Source organism: Salmonella sp. SAL00653, from assembly GCF_046552515.1.
GTDB classification, from domain to species: Bacteria; Pseudomonadota; Gammaproteobacteria; order Enterobacterales; family Enterobacteriaceae; genus Salmonella; species Salmonella enterica.
The window spans coordinates 111,735-128,160 of the sequence record NZ_JBGDTY010000012.1 but is presented as its reverse complement, the minus strand read 5'-3'; the positions used below and the strand labels follow the sequence as shown (position 1 = coordinate 128,160).

General features: G+C 51.8%; 15 protein-coding genes. 5 read left to right on the top strand and 10 right to left on the bottom strand.

Annotation, left to right across the window (positions count from 1 at the left end; all coding sequences use genetic code 11):
- Positions 1-18 precede the first annotated feature (18 nt).
- Together glpQ and glpT are read right to left on the bottom strand one after the other, a co-directional pair.
- Positions 19-1,089, bottom strand: a complete 1,071-nt coding sequence (gene glpQ, locus ACLJRU_RS15105; protein WP_001195118.1) for a glycerophosphodiester phosphodiesterase — start codon at positions 1,087-1,089, stop codon at positions 19-21.
- 4 nt (positions 1,090-1,093) lie between these two features.
- Positions 1,094-2,452 carry a glycerol-3-phosphate transporter gene (glpT, locus tag ACLJRU_RS15100; protein WP_000948739.1) on the bottom strand — a complete coding sequence of 453 codons (1,359 nt, stop codon included), beginning with the start codon at positions 2,450-2,452 and terminating at the stop codon, positions 1,094-1,096.
- Positions 2,453-2,724: 272 nt separating this feature from the next.
- On the opposite strand from glpT, the gene glpA reads away from it, so the two are divergent.
- The 4 genes from glpA to sseL all read left to right on the top strand — a co-directional run bounded on the left by glpA (position 2,725) and on the right by sseL (position 8,237).
- Positions 2,725-4,353 (top strand): anaerobic glycerol-3-phosphate dehydrogenase subunit A, encoded by a 1,629-nt coding sequence (gene glpA, locus ACLJRU_RS15095; RefSeq protein WP_023235087.1) that lies wholly within the window; start codon positions 2,725-2,727, stop codon positions 4,351-4,353.
- Positions 4,343-5,602 (top strand): glycerol-3-phosphate dehydrogenase subunit GlpB, encoded by a 1,260-nt coding sequence (gene glpB, locus ACLJRU_RS15090; RefSeq protein WP_000667145.1) that lies wholly within the window; start codon positions 4,343-4,345, stop codon positions 5,600-5,602. Before glpA ends, glpB begins: the two co-directional genes overlap by 11 nt.
- Positions 5,599-6,789, top strand: a complete 1,191-nt coding sequence (glpC, locus tag ACLJRU_RS15085) for an anaerobic glycerol-3-phosphate dehydrogenase subunit GlpC (RefSeq protein WP_001285726.1) — start codon at positions 5,599-5,601, stop codon at positions 6,787-6,789. Before glpB ends, glpC begins: the two co-directional genes overlap by 4 nt.
- 425 nt (positions 6,790-7,214) lie before the next feature.
- Entirely contained in the window at positions 7,215-8,237 is a 1,023-nt protein-coding gene (sseL, locus tag ACLJRU_RS15080) for an SPI-2 type III secretion system effector deubiquitinase SseL (RefSeq protein ID WP_038394022.1), read from the top strand.
- Between the two features lie 109 nt (positions 8,238-8,346).
- Here the strand turns inward: sseL and ACLJRU_RS15075 are convergent, their stop codons facing one another.
- From ACLJRU_RS15075 to ACLJRU_RS15045, 7 genes are all read right to left on the bottom strand, one after another.
- Positions 8,347-8,523, bottom strand: coding sequence for a hypothetical protein (locus ACLJRU_RS15075; RefSeq protein WP_001112764.1), 177 nt, complete (start codon positions 8,521-8,523; stop codon positions 8,347-8,349).
- A gap of 5 nt (positions 8,524-8,528) precedes the next feature.
- Positions 8,529-9,332 carry a 2-keto-3-deoxy-L-rhamnonate aldolase gene (gene yfaU / locus ACLJRU_RS15070; RefSeq protein ID WP_023235089.1) on the bottom strand — a complete coding sequence of 268 codons (804 nt, stop codon included), beginning with the start codon at positions 9,330-9,332 and terminating at the stop codon, positions 8,529-8,531.
- A 25-nt stretch (positions 9,333-9,357) separates the two neighbouring features.
- Positions 9,358-10,647, bottom strand: coding sequence for an MFS transporter (locus tag ACLJRU_RS15065; RefSeq protein WP_001540494.1), 1,290 nt, complete (start codon positions 10,645-10,647; stop codon positions 9,358-9,360).
- A gap of 55 nt (positions 10,648-10,702) precedes the next feature.
- The gene (gene rhmD, locus ACLJRU_RS15060; RefSeq protein WP_001530644.1) at positions 10,703-11,908 is read right to left on the bottom strand and encodes an L-rhamnonate dehydratase; all 1,206 of its coding nucleotides are present in this window, start codon (positions 11,906-11,908) and stop codon (positions 10,703-10,705) included.
- Between the two features lie 13 nt (positions 11,909-11,921).
- Positions 11,922-12,704 carry an IclR family transcriptional regulator gene (locus ACLJRU_RS15055; RefSeq protein ID WP_023235090.1) on the bottom strand — a complete coding sequence of 261 codons (783 nt, stop codon included), beginning with the start codon at positions 12,702-12,704 and terminating at the stop codon, positions 11,922-11,924.
- A gap of 249 nt (positions 12,705-12,953) precedes the next feature.
- Positions 12,954-14,150, bottom strand: coding sequence for a nicotinamide mononucleotide deamidase-related protein YfaY (locus ACLJRU_RS15050; protein WP_000935689.1), 1,197 nt, complete (start codon positions 14,148-14,150; stop codon positions 12,954-12,956).
- A gap of 114 nt (positions 14,151-14,264) precedes the next feature.
- The gene (locus ACLJRU_RS15045; protein WP_001670658.1) at positions 14,265-14,807 is read right to left on the bottom strand and encodes a YfaZ family protein; all 543 of its coding nucleotides are present in this window, start codon (positions 14,805-14,807) and stop codon (positions 14,265-14,267) included.
- A gap of 278 nt (positions 14,808-15,085) precedes the next feature.
- Between ACLJRU_RS15045 and nudI the strand changes: the two genes are divergently transcribed.
- Complete coding sequence (gene nudI / locus ACLJRU_RS15040; protein ID WP_001249902.1) at positions 15,086-15,511, top strand: nucleoside triphosphatase NudI; 426 nt, start codon at positions 15,086-15,088, stop codon at positions 15,509-15,511.
- 44 nt (positions 15,512-15,555) lie between these two features.
- Here nudI and pmrG read toward each other — a convergent pair whose 3' ends face one another.
- The gene (pmrG, locus tag ACLJRU_RS15035) at positions 15,556-16,161 is read right to left on the bottom strand and encodes a lipopolysaccharide core heptose(II)-phosphate phosphatase PmrG (RefSeq protein WP_001540499.1); all 606 of its coding nucleotides are present in this window, start codon (positions 16,159-16,161) and stop codon (positions 15,556-15,558) included.
- Between the last annotated feature and the right edge of the window lie 265 nt (positions 16,162-16,426).

The following is a 16,426-nucleotide window of genomic DNA, read 5'->3' as shown; positions in this document are numbered from 1 at the left end:
TTCGACTATGTCAAACCTTTAGTCATTTTTTTGCAGGAACATGACCGCCTTATCCGGGAAGTCAGTGAACAGCCCGTCGACGCCCGCCTTGTTATACAGGATGTCGTACAACTGATTGACGTCTGTGGCATAGTCCGGCAATTGATCGGCACGCACAGTGTAAGGATGCACTACCATCTTATTCTGATGCGCGTCTTGCACCATTCCAGTCAGCTTGATATTCCCTTTCGTTGAGCCTTCCGCGACCAGCATATGGTAATCCGGACCAATACCGTCCGCATATTCCGCCACCTGCTTCATAGCGCCCGGCTTAAACATCCAGTCGTAGTTGTAATTTACCCAACGACCGTCCGGCTGTTTCTGCTGTGTTTCATTCCAGTCGGTATACGCAATAAGTTGAACCAGATTGAGATCCATCCCCATTTTGGGTTCCAGTTCATTCTTAATACGTTTCAGCTCAGCGACATCAAAACACTGCAAATAGACATTGTCCTGCTTGCCGGTGTAACCATACTTCTTCAGCACTTCCAGCGTTTTCGCGGCAATATCTTTCCCTTCCTGATGATGGAACCACGGTGTTTTAATTTCCGGATAAATACCGATATTTTTACCGGTAGAGTGATTTAATCCCTGAACGAATTCAATTTCCTCTTCAAAGGTATGAACGCGGAAATCAGATTTTCCCATCGGGAAACGGCCCGGATAAGTTTGTACTTTTTTGCCGTTTTCAATATCAAACCCTTCGGTAAACTTCAGGGATTTAATTTCATCCAGCGTAAAATCGATAGCGTAATAGCGCCCATCTTTACGCGCCCGGTCCGGAAAACGGTCAGCGACGTCAGTCACCCGGTCAAGGTAGTGGTCATGGAGGACGACCAGATGGTCGTCCTTTGTCATCACTAAATCCTGTTCCAGATAATCTGCCCCTTGCGCATACGCCATCGCTTTCGCCGGTAGCGTATGCTCCGGCAGATAACCGCTGGCGCCACGGTGGGCGATAACGACTTTTTCAGCCGCCACGGCGCCGCTTCCGATGGTCATTCCTGCCAACATTAACGCCACGCTAAGGTTTTTCAGTGTGGTTTGCATGTTATTAGCCTCCGTTGCGTTTTAACTGCAGCTCATCATGATGGCGTTTTTCGCCAATCATCACGACCACCAGCAGGATTACCGCCAGAATGCTGCCGCCAATCATCACCATAAAGCCGCCATCCCAACCGAAGAAGTCAACGGTATAACCCACAATGGCGCTTGCAGCGACAGAACCGCCCAGGTAACCAAACAGACCGGTAAAGCCCGCCGCCGTACCCGCCGCTTTTTTCGGCGCCAGCTCCAGCGCGTGCAGACCGATCAACATTACCGGGCCGTAGATCAGGAAGCCGATGATAATCATACAAGCCATATCAACGTTCGGGTTGCCTGCCGGGTTCATCCAGTAAACGATGGTCGCGATAGTGACCAGGGTCATAAAGAATACGCCCGTCGCGCCACGGTTGCCGCGGAAAACTTTATCCGACATCCAGCCACACAGCAGCGTGCCCGGAATACCCGCGTATTCATACAGGAAGTAGGCCCAGGAGGATTTATCCAGTGCGAAATGCTTCACTTCTTTCAGGTAGGTCGGCGACCAGTCGAGGATACCGTAGCGCAGCAGGTAGACGAACACGTTGGCGATAGCGATGTACCACAACAGTTTGTTTGGCAGTACGTACTGCATGAAGATCTGCTTCGCAGTCAGCTCTTCTTCCGCTTTTTCGTTGTAGTCGTCCGGATAGTCGTTTTTATACTCTTCGATAGGCGGCAGACCGCAGGATTGCGGCGTATCGCGCATCATTGCGAAAGCGAACAGCGCCACCACAATCGCGCCAAAGGCTGGCATATAGAGCGCCGCTTTCCAGTCGTTAAACCACGCCATCCCCAGCAGGAACAGCAGTGGCGGGATCCCGCCGCCGACGTTATGCGCACAGTTCCAGACCGACACAATGCCGCCGCGTTCTTTCTGCGACCACCAGTGAACCATCGTACGTCCGCACGGCGGCCACCCCATCCCCTGGAACCAGCCGCAAAGGAACAACAGCACAAACATCACGGCGATGCTGGATGTCGCCCAAGGCACAAAGCCCATAAACAACATGACTGCTGCGGCCAGAATCAACCCTGCCGGCAGAAAAACGCGCGGATTCGAGCGATCGGACACCGAACCCATTATAAATTTCGAAAAACCATAAGCGATGGAAATCCCGGACAGCGCAAAGCCCAGATCGCCGCGTGAAAAACCCTGTTCTACCAGGTAGGGCATCGCGAGGGCAAAGTTCTTGCGCACCAGATAATACGCGGCATAGCCAAAGAATATCCCCAGGAAAATCTGCCAGCGTAATCGGCGATAGGTCGGATCAATCTCCGCCGCTGGCAAGCGCGCTTTATGCGGCGCTGGTTTAAAAATACTCAACATATTGTAGCCTCCGTGGCCCGTATTTTATTTAGAGGTAAACACCGCAGTTTGTTCAAACAACCCCGCTGCTCCCAGTGTGGCCGCGATGTTAAGTAAAGATACGTCACGTTAATGTGAATTACAGCACATATTGTTACAGTTTTATGACCAATGTTCAGAAAGGCGCACGAAATCACGTTTCATTTTCGAATAGTGAGCGATTATGCGCGAAATCAAACATTCCATATGATTTGTATGGCTAAATGATAAAAAACGAACTGTGAGGAAAAACAATGAAAACTCGCGACTCGCAAGCAAGTGACGTGATTATCATTGGCGGTGGAGCAACAGGCGCAGGGATCGCCCGCGACTGCGCGCTGCGCGGTTTACGTGTCATTCTGGTGGAACGGCATGATATAGCGACCGGCGCGACCGGGCGTAACCACGGACTGCTGCACAGCGGCGCTCGTTATGCGGTTACCGACGCGGAATCCGCGCGCGAGTGCATTAGTGAAAACCAGATTTTAAAACGGATCGCCCGCCATTGCGTCGAACCGACGGATGGTCTGTTTATTACGTTGCCGGAAGATGATCTTGCGTTTCAGGCCACCTTTATTCGCGCCTGTGAAGCGGCGGGCATTCGCGCTGAAGCCATCGATCCGCAGCAGGCTCGCATCATCGAATCTTCCGTTAACCCTGCGCTCATCGGTGCGGTAAAAGTGCCGGATGGCACCGTGGACCCTTTCCGCCTTACCGCCGCCAATATGCTGGATGCCAGAGAACATGGCGCAATCGTGTTAACGGCGCATGAAGTGACCGGGCTCATTCGTGAAGGCGCAACGGTCTGCGGCGTCCATGTGCGCAACCATCTCACTGGCGAAACCCAGACGCTTCACGCGCCGGTGGTGGTCAATGCGGCAGGTATCTGGGGGCAACGGATCGCCGAATACGCCGACCTGAGTATTCGCATGTTCCCGGCGAAAGGCTCGCTGTTGATCATGGACCATCGGATCAACCAGCATGTCATTAACCGCTGCCGGAAACCATCGGATGCCGACATTCTGGTACCTGGCGATACGATTTCACTGATCGGCACCACCTCTACCCATATTGATTACAATGAGATAGACAACAACCGCGTCACCGCAGATGAAGTCGATATCCTGCTGCGTGAAGGGGAAAAACTGGCCCCTGTCATGGCGAAGACGCGTATTCTGCGCGCGTATTCCGGCGTCCGCCCGCTGGTGGCCAGCGATGACGATCCCAGTGGTCGTAACGTCAGCCGCGGTATTGTGTTGTTCGACCACGCCGAGCGCGACGGGCTTGAAGGCTTCATTACCATTACCGGCGGGAAGCTAATGACTTACCGCCTGATGGCGGAATGGGCGACCGATGCCGTGTGCCGCAAGTTGGGCAATACTCGCCCCTGCATCACGGCGGATACGCCGTTGCCTGGCTCAAAAGAGTCTACAGAACATACGCTGAAACGCATTATCTCGCTTCCCGCGCCGCTACGCGGATCGGCGGTTTATCGGCATGGCGATCGCACGCCGGGGTGGCTGAGTGAAGGCCGCCAACACCGTAGCCTGGTCTGTGAATGCGAGGCCGTCACGGCGGGGGAAGTGCAGTATGCCGTCGAAAACTTAACCGTGAATAGCCTGCTGGATCTGCGCCGTCGCACCCGCGTAGGGATGGGCACTTGCCAGGGCGAGCTATGCGCCTGCCGCGCAGCCGGGCTATTGCAGCGTTTTAATGTGACGACCGCGGCGCAATCTATTACGCAACTCTCTGAATTTCTGAATGAGCGCTGGAAAGGCGTACAACCTGTCGCCTGGGGAGACGCGCTGCGCGAAAGCGAATTCACGCGCTGGGTTTATCAGGGATTATGCGGTCTGGAGAAGGAGCACCAGGATGAAATTTGATACGGTTATTATGGGCGGCGGTCTCGCCGGTTTGCTATGCGGACTGCAACTCCAGCAGCATGGATTACGCTGCGCCATCGTCACCCGCGGACAAAGCGCGCTGCATTTTTCCTCCGGCTCGCTGGATCTACTCAGCGCCCTGCCCGACGGCCAACCGGTGACCGACATTACCGCCGGGCTTGATGCGCTGTGCCGCCAGGCGCCTGAACATCCTTATTCGCGTTTGGGCGCGCAAAAAGTCCTTACGCTGGCGCAACAGGCGCAAACGCTACTTAACGCCAGCGGCGCGCAGTTATACGGCGACGTACAGCAGGCGCACCAGCGTGTCACGCCGCTTGGCACATTGCGTTCAACCTGGCTTAGCTCGCCGGAAGTACCGGTCTGGCCGTTATCCGCACAGCGAATTTGCGTCGTCGGCGTTAGCGGATTACTGGATTTCCAGGCGCACCTTGCGGCAGCGTCGCTGCGCCAACGCGACCTCAACGTGGAAACCGCAGAAATCGACCTTCCGGAACTGGACGTACTGCGTGATAACCCGACGGAATTTCGCGCGGTCAATATTGCGCGTCTGCTTGATAACGAAGAAAAATGGCCACTGCTGTACGACGCGCTGTCGCCAATAGCGACAAACTGCGACATGATCATCATGCCCGCCTGTTTCGGGCTAGCGAACGATACGCTGTGGCGCTGGCTTAACGAACGTCTGCCCTGCGCGCTCACGCTGCTGCCGACGCTGCCGCCATCGGTGCTCGGTATTCGTCTGCACAATCAGCTCCAGCGCCAGTTTGTCCGTCAGGGCGGCATCTGGATGCCGGGCGATGAAGTGAAGAAAGTCACCTGCCGTCACGGTATCGTGAGCGAAATATGGACCCGCAACCATGCTGATATCCCACTGCGCCCGCGTTTTGCCGTACTTGCCAGCGGTAGCTTCTTTAGTAGCGGTCTGGTTGCCGAGCGCGAAGGGATCCGCGAACCTATTTTAGGGCTCGACGTACAGCAAACGGCCACCCGCGCCGAATGGTATCAACAACATTTCTTCGACCCACAGCCCTGGCAGCAGTTTGGCGTCGTGACGGATGACGCCTTCCGCCCCTCCCTTGCGGGCAACACGGTAGAAAATCTGTATGCAATAGGTTCTGTGCTGGCGGGATTCGATCCTATAGCTGAGGGATGCGGCGGCGGTGTCTGCGCAGTCAGCGCCCTCCAGGCCGCGCACCATATCGCTGAGCGTGCAGGAGAACAGCAATGAGCGACACACGTTTTGAAAGTTGTATTAAATGTACGGTGTGCACCACCGCGTGCCCGGTCAGCCGCGTTAATCCTGGCTACCCTGGCCCTAAACAGGCCGGACCGGATGGCGAGCGCCTGCGTCTGAAAGACGGCGCACTGTATGATGAGGCGCTGAAATATTGCATTAACTGCAAACGGTGTGAGGTCGCCTGTCCGTCGGACGTGAAGATTGGCGATATCATCCAGCGCGCCCGCGCGAAATACGATACGACGCGCCCGTCATTGCGTAATTTTATTCTCAGCCATACCGATCTGATGGGCAGCGTTTCAACGCCGTTCGCGCCGGTGGTCAATACCGCCACCGCATTAAAGCCAGTGCGCCAGTTGCTTGATTACGCGCTCAAAATCGATCATCGCCGCACCTTACCAAAATACTCTTTCGGCACCTTCCGCCGCTGGTATCGTAGCGTGGCGGCGCAGCAGGCTAAATACAAAGATCAGGTCGCCTTTTTCCATGGCTGTTTTGTGAATTACAACCATCCGCAGCTCGGAAAAGATCTGATTAAGGTGCTGAACGCAATGGGTACTGGCGTACAGTTACTGAGTAAAGAGAAGTGTTGCGGCGTACCGCTGATCGCTAACGGTTTTACGGATAAAGCTCGCAAACAGGCTATCAGCAATGTGGAGTCGCTACGCGAGGCGATTGCCGTCAAAGGTATTCCGGTCATCGCCACGTCATCCACCTGTACGTTTGCGTTGCGCGATGAATATCCTGAAGTGCTGGACGTGGACAACGCCGGGCTGCGCGAACATATCGAGCTGGCCACCCGCTGGCTATGGCGCAAACTGGATGCCGGGAAAACGCTGCCGCTTAATCCTTTGCCGCTGAAAGTGGTCTACCATACGCCGTGTCATATGGAAAAAATGGGCTGGACGCTTTACACGCTTGAACTGTTGCGGCAAATTCCGGGGCTTGAATTGACGGTACTTGATTCACAGTGCTGCGGCATTGCCGGTACGTATGGATTTAAAAAGGAAAACTATCCGACATCACAGTCCATCGGCGCGCCGCTGTTCCGCCAGATTGAAGAGAGCGGCGCCGACATTGTCGTCACCGATTGTGAAACCTGTAAGTGGCAAATTGAGATGTCTACAAGCAAACGCTGCGAACACCCCATTACGCTACTGGCCCAGGCGCTCGGCTAAGTAAAAAGCGCCGGAGCCCCTCCGGCGCTATTACCCTACTCACCAGGGACGATTTTCCATCAGACATATACCCTTCATACTTCAAGTTGCTTATGTGTTGGCTACGGATTATTTTGGGTATAAACGCGGATGTCTCTTTGCAATAACCTGCCCTATTTGGTTAACCATGACCGCTAACCCACGGTGGCATGACAGATAACGACGTTACTGTTTATAGAGCAATATCTTTTGTATCGCCGCGTTACCAGCCTCCTTTAAAGAGGGGGATAACTGAATATCTCCAATAATAATTGAGTGTTATGTGAATAATAATAAAATCAGGTCTATGCCTGATTTAATATATCTCCCACTAACAATAATATTTTTACAAATAATTATATATGACATCATATTCGTTACTTTCACCTACCAGGAAACAGAGCAAAATGAATATATGTGTAAATTCACTTTACCGATTGAGCACACCGCAATTTCACAGTTTATATTCAGAAGATGTGAGCGATGAGGTGCTTGCGTTGTTGATTGGCGAAGTAGAGAACGGTAATCAGAATTGTATTGATCTGTTATGCAATCTTGCGTTACGCAACGATGACCTGGGACATAAAGTTGAGAAATTACTTTTTGATCTCTTTAGCGGAAAAAGATCGGGATCACCAGATATAGACAAAAAAATCAATCAGGCTTGCCTTGTATTACATCAAATCGCCAATAACGATATAACAAAAAATAACACTGAGTGGAAAAAGCTACATGCCCCTTCCAGATTACTTTATATGGCCGGTTCCGCGACAACCGACCTTTCTAAAAAAATAGGAATAGCACATAAAATTATGGGCGACCAGTTCGCTCAGACAGATCAAGAACAGGTAGGAGTTGAAAATCTTTGGTGTAGTGCGCGAATGTTGTCGTCAGATGAGCTGGCAGCTGCAACGCAAGGTCTGGTTCAAGAATCACCTTTTCTCTCGGTAAACTATCCTATTGGGCTGATTCATCCTACCACCAAAGAAAATATATTAAGCACTCAGCTACTTGAAAAGATGGCTCAATCAGGATTATCTGAAAATGAAGTCTTTCTGATAAATACAGGAGATCACTGGCTTATATGTTTATTTTATAAACTTGCAGAAAAAATAAAATGCCTTATATTTAATACTTATTATAATTTAAATGAAAATACTAAGCAAGAGATTATAGAAGCAGCAAAAATTGCAGGCATATCAGAAAGCGATGAGGTTAATTTTATTGAAATGAATTTACAGAACAATGTACCCAACGGCTGTGGTCTATTTTGTTACCATACAATTCAACTCTTATCGAATGCCGGACAAAACGATCCTGTTACCACACTACGAGAATTTGCGGAAAAATTCTTAACGCTTTCAGTAGAAGAACAAGCACTATTTAACACCCAAACCCGGCGGCAAATATATGAATACAGTCTCCAGTAATGGTGAGTACTTAGAGCCTATCCCATTAGGCTCTTATCCTGAAATGATGCTCTGCCAAGAATTTATAAGTATATAAGGATGGGAAGGCCAAGCCTTCCCACTAAAAGTTCTATGCCGTCAATGATTCAACCACGTCTATCCAGCCATGCTCGCTGGTAATGTCCTCGCCATTAAGCCAACGGCGCAGCATATTTAGCGCCATCACCGCACAAACCTCCTGACGTATTGCCAGACTATACCGATAGGCGCTAAGACGCATGCGTAAGGCATACGTGCCATCCGGCATTTTTCTCAATAACTACGTTTTGCCGTGCTTACTGACTGAACAGATTTAAACATCGCCAACCTGCTGTCCAGCGCCTCGGTGTAGAGCATCGTATCTACCCCGACCGCGACAAAATTCGCGCCCCACGCCAGACATTTCTGCGCCATTGCCGGATCGACCGCCAAAAAACCCGCCGCTTTTCCGGCGGCGCGAATACGATAAATACACGCTTCAATGATCCGCTGCACTTCCGGGTGTCCGGCATTATCGGGGTAACCCAATGAAGCAGAGAGATCTGCCGGACCGATAAAGACGCCATCAATGCCTTCAACCTCCAGAATCGCGTCAAGGTTTTCCAGCGCCACTTTGCTTTCAACCTGCACCAACAGGCAGAGCGACTCATTGGCCTGTGCCATATAGTTGTCGATTCTCCCCCAGCGCGCCGCACGCGCCACGCTCGCGCCAACGCCTCGTTGCCCCAACGGCGGGTATCGGGTAGCGGAAACGACCTGGCGCGCCTGTTCTGCGGTGTCAACCATCGGGATCAGTAGCGTTTGCGCCCCGATGTCCAGTACCTGTTTAATGAGCGCTTTACTTCCCTCGATCGGGCGAATCACCGGCTGGCTGGCGTATGGGGCGATGGCCTGTAACTGATGATACAAGTCCTGCACCGTATTAGGCGCGTGCTCGCCATCTATTAACAACCAGTCATAACCCGACGTCGCCGCAATCTCCGCCATATAAGAGGTGGTTGAACTGAGCCACAAACCAATTTGCGTATCCCTTTTACGTAATCCTTCTTTAAAAGGATTTGATAACAATGCGTTCATAGCGATCCTTACAACGTAGATAAGATTAATGATGCGCAGCGCCGGATTGCGCCACCGGACGATTAACGCTCAGCGTGAAGATAATTAATGAGCCAATGATGGCGACTCCGGCCAGCGTCAGCAGGCCCGCCGCATCGCTGGCAAACAACGTTTCCGCTTTTACGCGCAGAATTGGGGCAATAAAACCGCCCACAGCGCCAAACAGATTAACGAAACCAATTCCTGCCGCCAGAGCCGTACCGGAAAGTAGCTGCGTTGGCATGGTCCAGAATACGGGCTGAACGGCAATAAATCCTACTGCTGCAACACAGAGCGCCAGAATAGCGAGCACCGGAGAAACCAGACCTGACAGGCCAATGCCAATGCCCGCAGCCAGTAGCGTCACTGCCACAACGTTACGGCGATCGCCGGTACGGTCGGAGTAGCGAGGAATAAGCCATGTGCCAAGCAAAGCCGCCACCCAGGGAACCGCTGTTACCACCGAAGCGGTAAAGCCCACTTTAGTGCCCAATAGCGCGGCAACCTGGGTCGGCAGGAAAAAGATGAGTCCGTATACCGCCACCTGAATCGTCAGATAAATAATAGCCAGTTGCCAGACGCGTCCATTACGCAGCGCATCCGCAAGCCTTGACGTGACCTTTTTTTCTTCTTCGCTCGCCAGTTGCCTGATAAGCGCGTTCTTTTCTTCCAGGCTAAGAAAACGCGCCTGCTGCGGAGTGTCATCAAGCCAGAAAAAGGTGAATATCCCTGCGCCAATCGCCAGTAGGCCTTCGATAACGAACATCCAGAACCATCCCGGGTGCCCCATAAAACCATGCATCTCCAGCAGAGCGCCGGAGAGCGGCGAACCCAACGTTAACGCCAGCGGCGCCCCCATATAAAATAGCCCCATAATGCTGGCACGGTTACGCTGCGGGAACCATTGTGAAGTTAGATAGATCATGCCGGGGAAAAATCCAGCCTCCGCCGCGCCCAATAGCGTGCGGATTATCAGAAATTTTGCTTCACTATCCGCCCAGGCCATCGCAGCAGAGAGAAAGCCCCACAGCAGGGTAGTCGTGCCGATCCAGGTTCTTGCGCCAAATTTGCGCATCAGCAGGTTAGCCGGTACGCCAAGGAAAGCGTAAACCACAAAGAAAATACCGGCCCCTAGCGCGTAGGCTTCATTACTTAGCCCGGTATCTATCTGATAGGTCTCTTTGGCAAAACCAATATTTGAACGATCCAGAAACGCCAGAACATACAGTGCCAACATAAAAGGAATTAAACGTGCGCGGTTTTTCTTCACTACGCCGTCAAGTAAAGTGATGCTCATAGCAATATCCTCAACAGGATAAGGGCGTTGCCGTACAAAGGCAACGCACGAGTTATTAGTGGCTATAAGGGCGTTTCAAGTGACAGTCACGGTTAAGCTCGACGCCGAAGCCCGGCTTATCCAGCACTGATTTATGGATGCGTCCATTCACCGGCACCGGCTCATCCAGGAGAATCGGGTCAAATTGCGGACGCAGGGTGGAACAGTCCGGGCTGGTCATCAGGAACTCGCTGAAAGGGGTATTAGTGAAAGTAATAACTGCATGGTGCGAATAGACAGACGAACCGTGCGGCACCACCAGTTGCCCGCGCGATTTGGCAAGCGCGGCGATCTCAACCAGCGTGGTTAATCCGCCGCACCAACCAACATCCGGCTGCATAATATCAATGCCGGTTTCTGCCAGAGTGCGGAAGGATTGCAGCGTACCATGGTGTTCGCCGCTGGTAACCATCATCCCTGCAGGCGCGTTGCGTTTTAATTCGCGATAGCCTTCATACTGCTGCGGCGGCAGACACTCTTCAATCCATTTGAGATTAAATGGCGCACAGGCGTGAGCCAGTTTAGTCGCATAGTTCACATCCTGACTCATCCAGCAGTCGAGCATCAGCCAGAAATCCGGCCCGCACTTTTCACGCATATCCGCCACCATCGCGGCATCTTTACGGATCCCCGCATCACCATCGTGCGGCCCCCAGTGAGTCGGCATTTTACCGCCGATAAAGCCCATTTCTTTAGCCAGATCCGGGCGTGCGCCGGTGGCGTAAAACTGAATTTCATCGCGCACCGCTCCGCCCAGCAATTTATAAACCGGCAGCCCAACCACCTTGCCAAACAGATCCCACAGCGCCAGATCCACACAGGAAATCGTGTTCATCACCAGACCGCCGGAACCGGAGTAGTACATGGTCGCGCCGAGCATCTGATCGTGAATAAGTTTGATATCGCTTACGCATTTGCCTTCAATAAACCGGTTAAGATGTTTTTCTACGATAAAACAGCCCATCTCCCCTGCTGTCGAAACGGCGAACCCCGTCTGCCCATTTTCCGCCTCTACTTCGACAATCAGCGTCCCTAACACGTTGATCCCAAAAGACTGACGAGACTGCTCATAGTCGCGATATTTGCTCATGGGAGTGGCGATATGGTCATCAATCCAGTGATTTCCTCCCTGGTCGTGATAATCCCCGCCGCCAGCCCCTTTCTCTGCGGTAGCGCCCCCAATAAACCAGGCTCGAACGTGTTTAATTTTAGGAAGAGTCATAATATTCTCCATTTTAAGATGCGAGTGAGTCGAAGGGACTTTTCCATCCCAACAGGCGTGAAATATCTTTGGCACAGGCAATAGCTTTACCGGCCAAATAATCTAGATTCTCTTCGTTGATTTGCAGGCGCGTGCCGACCACTGAAATTGCCGCGGTCCGTTCGTTTCTGGCATTAAATACCGGTGCGGCAACGCAGCGGACATCCGGATAATCCTCCCCGTTATCAAAGCTCCATCCTCGCTGGCGAATGCGTTCCAGCTCATCATTCAATTGTTGCGGCTCGGTGATGGTGGTCAGCGTGGCTCGCTCCCATACCAGTTGTTCAATAATGGCTTTGCGTACGGCGGCCGGCTGCCATGCCAGCAGGCATTTGCCGATGCCGGAACGATAAAGAGAGAGGCTTTTCCCCTCATGCGAGCGCACGCTGATAGTGGATGAGGATTCCACTTTCAGTATGTAATACGCATTTTCGTGGTCGATGATCCCCAAGTGACACAGCAGCCCGGTTTCATCCATCAGTTGTGTTAGACGAGGACGCGCCAGCTCCCGCAGATCCATCTTGCTGAGCGCATGACCCGACAATTCAACGAGCTTAGTCCACAGGCAGTAGTTATCCTGATGATCGAGGCTAATAAATCGCTGACGTTTTAATTCATTCAACAGCAGGTACGCGGTGCTTTTTGGAATACGCAGCGTTTCAATAATGATTGCCGCGCTGCATGGGCCAATACGCGCGATCAAATTGAGGATGTCGATTGCGCGAGTAAGAGCCGGGACTTTACTTGATTCCAACATATTGGACTCCAGTCTGAGACACTGGAATCAGTGTGAAAGGTCAGTAGGGAAAAAATTGTGAAGCGCGTCAAAGCTTATCCGCCTTCCAACGGAGTGGAAGGGTTAACCATATAAATGTGAATTAACGCACGTATTACTTTGTATTCAGTACAATTGGCTGGACAAAAAAGCAGATAATATTGCCGGATAATGGCATAGCGGCCTTATCCGGCTCACGATGTCGTTCCCATCGCAGATAAGAGAAAGGGATTATGATGTCAATGATTCAACCACGTCTATCCAGCCATGCTCGCTGATAATGTCCTCGCCATTAAGCCAGCGGCGCAGCATATTTAGCGCCATCATCGCGCAGACCTCCTGACGTATTGCCAGACTATACCGATTGGCGCTAAAACGCACGCGTAAGGCATACGTGCCATCCGGCGTCGCCAGCGCGAAATTAAGATGTTCGTTTTCCAGCCCCGACACGGCCAGCGCCAGACCGGCATAATGATTGCTGCGTCGTTCTGTCGTCCAGTGCGCCGTTTGCGCCAGCGTCTCTTCCTGAGAAGGAACGACTTCGCTGGCAAGAACAGGCGCCCCGGCGCGGGAAAGCTGTAGCGCCAGTAAGCCGCTGGTGTATTGCTCGCTCAACGTCAGACTCAACTGCCTTTCCTGCAGGCGGCGGGCTATTTGCGCCGGCAGATTTTCCGTACCTTCAAAAATCAGACTCTGCCCGGCAACCCGTTTGACCTCTGGCCATAACGCCAGCATCGCCTCCCGTTGCGTCGCCGGGCCGGTCAATTTCAGTTCAATGATCGGCATTGATGAGCGATACCCCATCGTCACGCCGGGCGGCAACGGCAGTGAATCGAGACGCTGCGCGAGGTCGCTTTCTGAACGTCCAAAAGTCGTTAACCGCAGGCAAAGCGGCGGCTCCGGCAGCGAAAAACGCGCGCGTAACCGCGGTAAGATTTCCTTCTCCACCATAACCTTAAATTCCGACGGTACGCCGGGGGTGAAAAACATCAGGCAGCGGTTGAGCTGTAGCGCAAATCCACAGGCCGTGCCGACCGGATTATTAATAAACTCCGCGCTGGCAGGCAGTTCCGCCTGTTTACGGTTGCTCGGCGCCATCACGCGACCGCGCTGCTGAAAGTAACGTTCCATTTCGGTCAGCCACGCCTGGTGCAGTACTAATCCTTCGCCTTTTGCCGTTGCCGCGGCGAGCGCGCTTAAATCATCGCTGGTCGGCCCTAACCCGCCATTAACAATCAAAACATCAGCATGTTGACTGCGTTCACGCAAGATAGCGACCAGACTGTCCAGGTTATCGCCTACCGTATTTCGCCGTGATAACGGAACGCCCTGATGAAAGAAAAAATCAGCCAGCCAGGCGGCATTGGTGTCAACGATTTGTCCGTGCAACACCTCATCCCCGGTGGATAGCATTTCCACATTTAGCATTGTGTTCTCCTGCTCTTATGATGAAAACACTATAACGCAAAGAGGAATAGGACGTGGAAAGAAGAATGACGGGAAAAAGAGGAATATGGCGCGACGATTGCCGCGCCGTTAGCATCAAAAGCTGGCGTTTACGCCAACATAAGGGCCGTCAGCAATCGCATTATCGCGGTTGCCGTCTTTACCCGCCAGGTTCAGGTAACGATAACCGGCTTCAATGCTCAGCGGGCGCATAATGGTGAAACGCGCGCCTGCATTCGCTTCTTCATAACTGTCGATACCGCTGGACAGCGAATCTGGTGAATAATAATACTCGCCGAACAGACGGAAGCTGTTGCCGATTTTCCATTGTAGCCCACCGCCGACAGCCGCCGCATAGCCTTCATCGCTGTCTTTCGGATTGGTATAAATACCTTTACCGCCGACCGTCGCCAGCAGCGGTCCCACCGGAATGTTCAGCCCCAGACCCACGCCCGCAGCATCGCCATCATCATCGTTGTGCATCCAGTTGCCGCTTAGCGCCAGTCCCGTCGATTCCGTACCAAAACCCACGCCAATGTTGGTGTAATCTTCGCCCGCCTGGCCGCTAATACTGATGGCCTGCGCCGATGCAGAAACGAACAGCATTCCGGCAAAACCTAATAATATGCTTTTTTTCATTTTTACCCTTTCCAGCAAGCACATAAAGAAAAACTCCCCAAAACGGCAGAATTGTACTGCCAGACGCTGAGGAATCAATGCACTAAAAAACCATTCCAAAAACATATTGTAACGAAATACTACTTTCGCCATGCCGCATCATTGCGCCATCACATGGCGACGCCTGCATCAACTGGATTAACAAAAAACGCAGTCTGCGTTATCGCTTCCATTTTTCACAAAGAATTTCGCAGAATGATTTGTTAAGCTGACGACCTGGTGGTTTAAGGAAGCGACTTATGCGTCAACGAACTATAGTTTGCCCATTAATTCAAAATGATGGCTGTTATCTGCTGTGCAAAATGGCCGACAACCGCGGCGTCTTTCCCGGTCAGTGGGCGCTGTCGGGCGGCGGGGTCGAGCCGGGCGAACGCATTGAAGAGGCGCTGCGTCGGGAGATTCGGGAAGAACTCGGCGAACAACTGATTCTGAGCGATATTACGCCGTGGACCTTCCGCGACGATATCCGCGTTAAAACCTACGCTGATGGCAGACAAGAAGAGATTTATATGATTTATCTCATCTTCGACTGTGTTTCCGCTAATCGCGATATATGTATTAACGACGAATTTCAGGACTACGCCTGGGTCAAGCCAGAAGAACTGGCGCTGTATGATTTGAATGTAGCGACACGCCACACATTAGCATTGAAAGGGTTATTATAATGACGACAGCCGCTTCAGGCTGTCTTTACGCTTTTAACATGCGGCTAGCCGGGAACAAATTCACCATCTAAAAAGAGTTTTCCGTTTTCCGCATGCATAACGAGCGCATTAAGATAGTCCGGATCAAACTTTACGCCGCGCTTATTTTTTGCAATATACGTCAAACAATGATTATGGGTAAAAATGACTATATTTTTATTCTGCGACTTTTTCAGTAACGTATTGATTGAAGCATAAATACCGCTGCCGCAATCCATCATTTTTTTATCCACCGTAAGCGACCTGCCCGCGGAAAACCAGGTTGCCGACTGGATGGTGCGCACCGTATTACTGGAATAGAGATTGTAATTTTGTATATCGGCACTGAAGGCTTTACCCAGCGCTCTGGCATCTTGCGCACCGTTGACCGTAATCCCCGTGCTGTCTGACAGGCAGGTATTATCGGAACGATCGCACCGCTCGACATGGCGGAATAACACGACTACCGGATGCTGCTTCGCCAGCGCCGCCAGCGCTTTACCGTTAATCTGCGGTAGACCGTTACCACTCCAGGCATGTTGTGAGGTCAACCCGGCGATAATAACCAACGCCCCCGCCAGAGTCGCGAGATAGCGTTTGTTTTTAATAAAGCGTAGGGTAAATGCCAGCACATTAACCTCTCAGGCAGACAGTGCAGCTAACTTAATAGCAATACAATTAAAATGAAATTCCGCGACGGAAGACCAGACCAGAAACATAAAAACAGCTTTTGGGCATGCATAAAATGCCTTAAACTTTCGGCGAAAGCAAAGCATAATTCCGTTAAAAATTATCTTTTTACTTCACCTTAATTTCTTAATATTAATTTAATCTTCATCCAGTAGGGTTCAGCTAAATGCGTTAAAAAATAAGCCCTTTTCTATTGCCGAAATATTT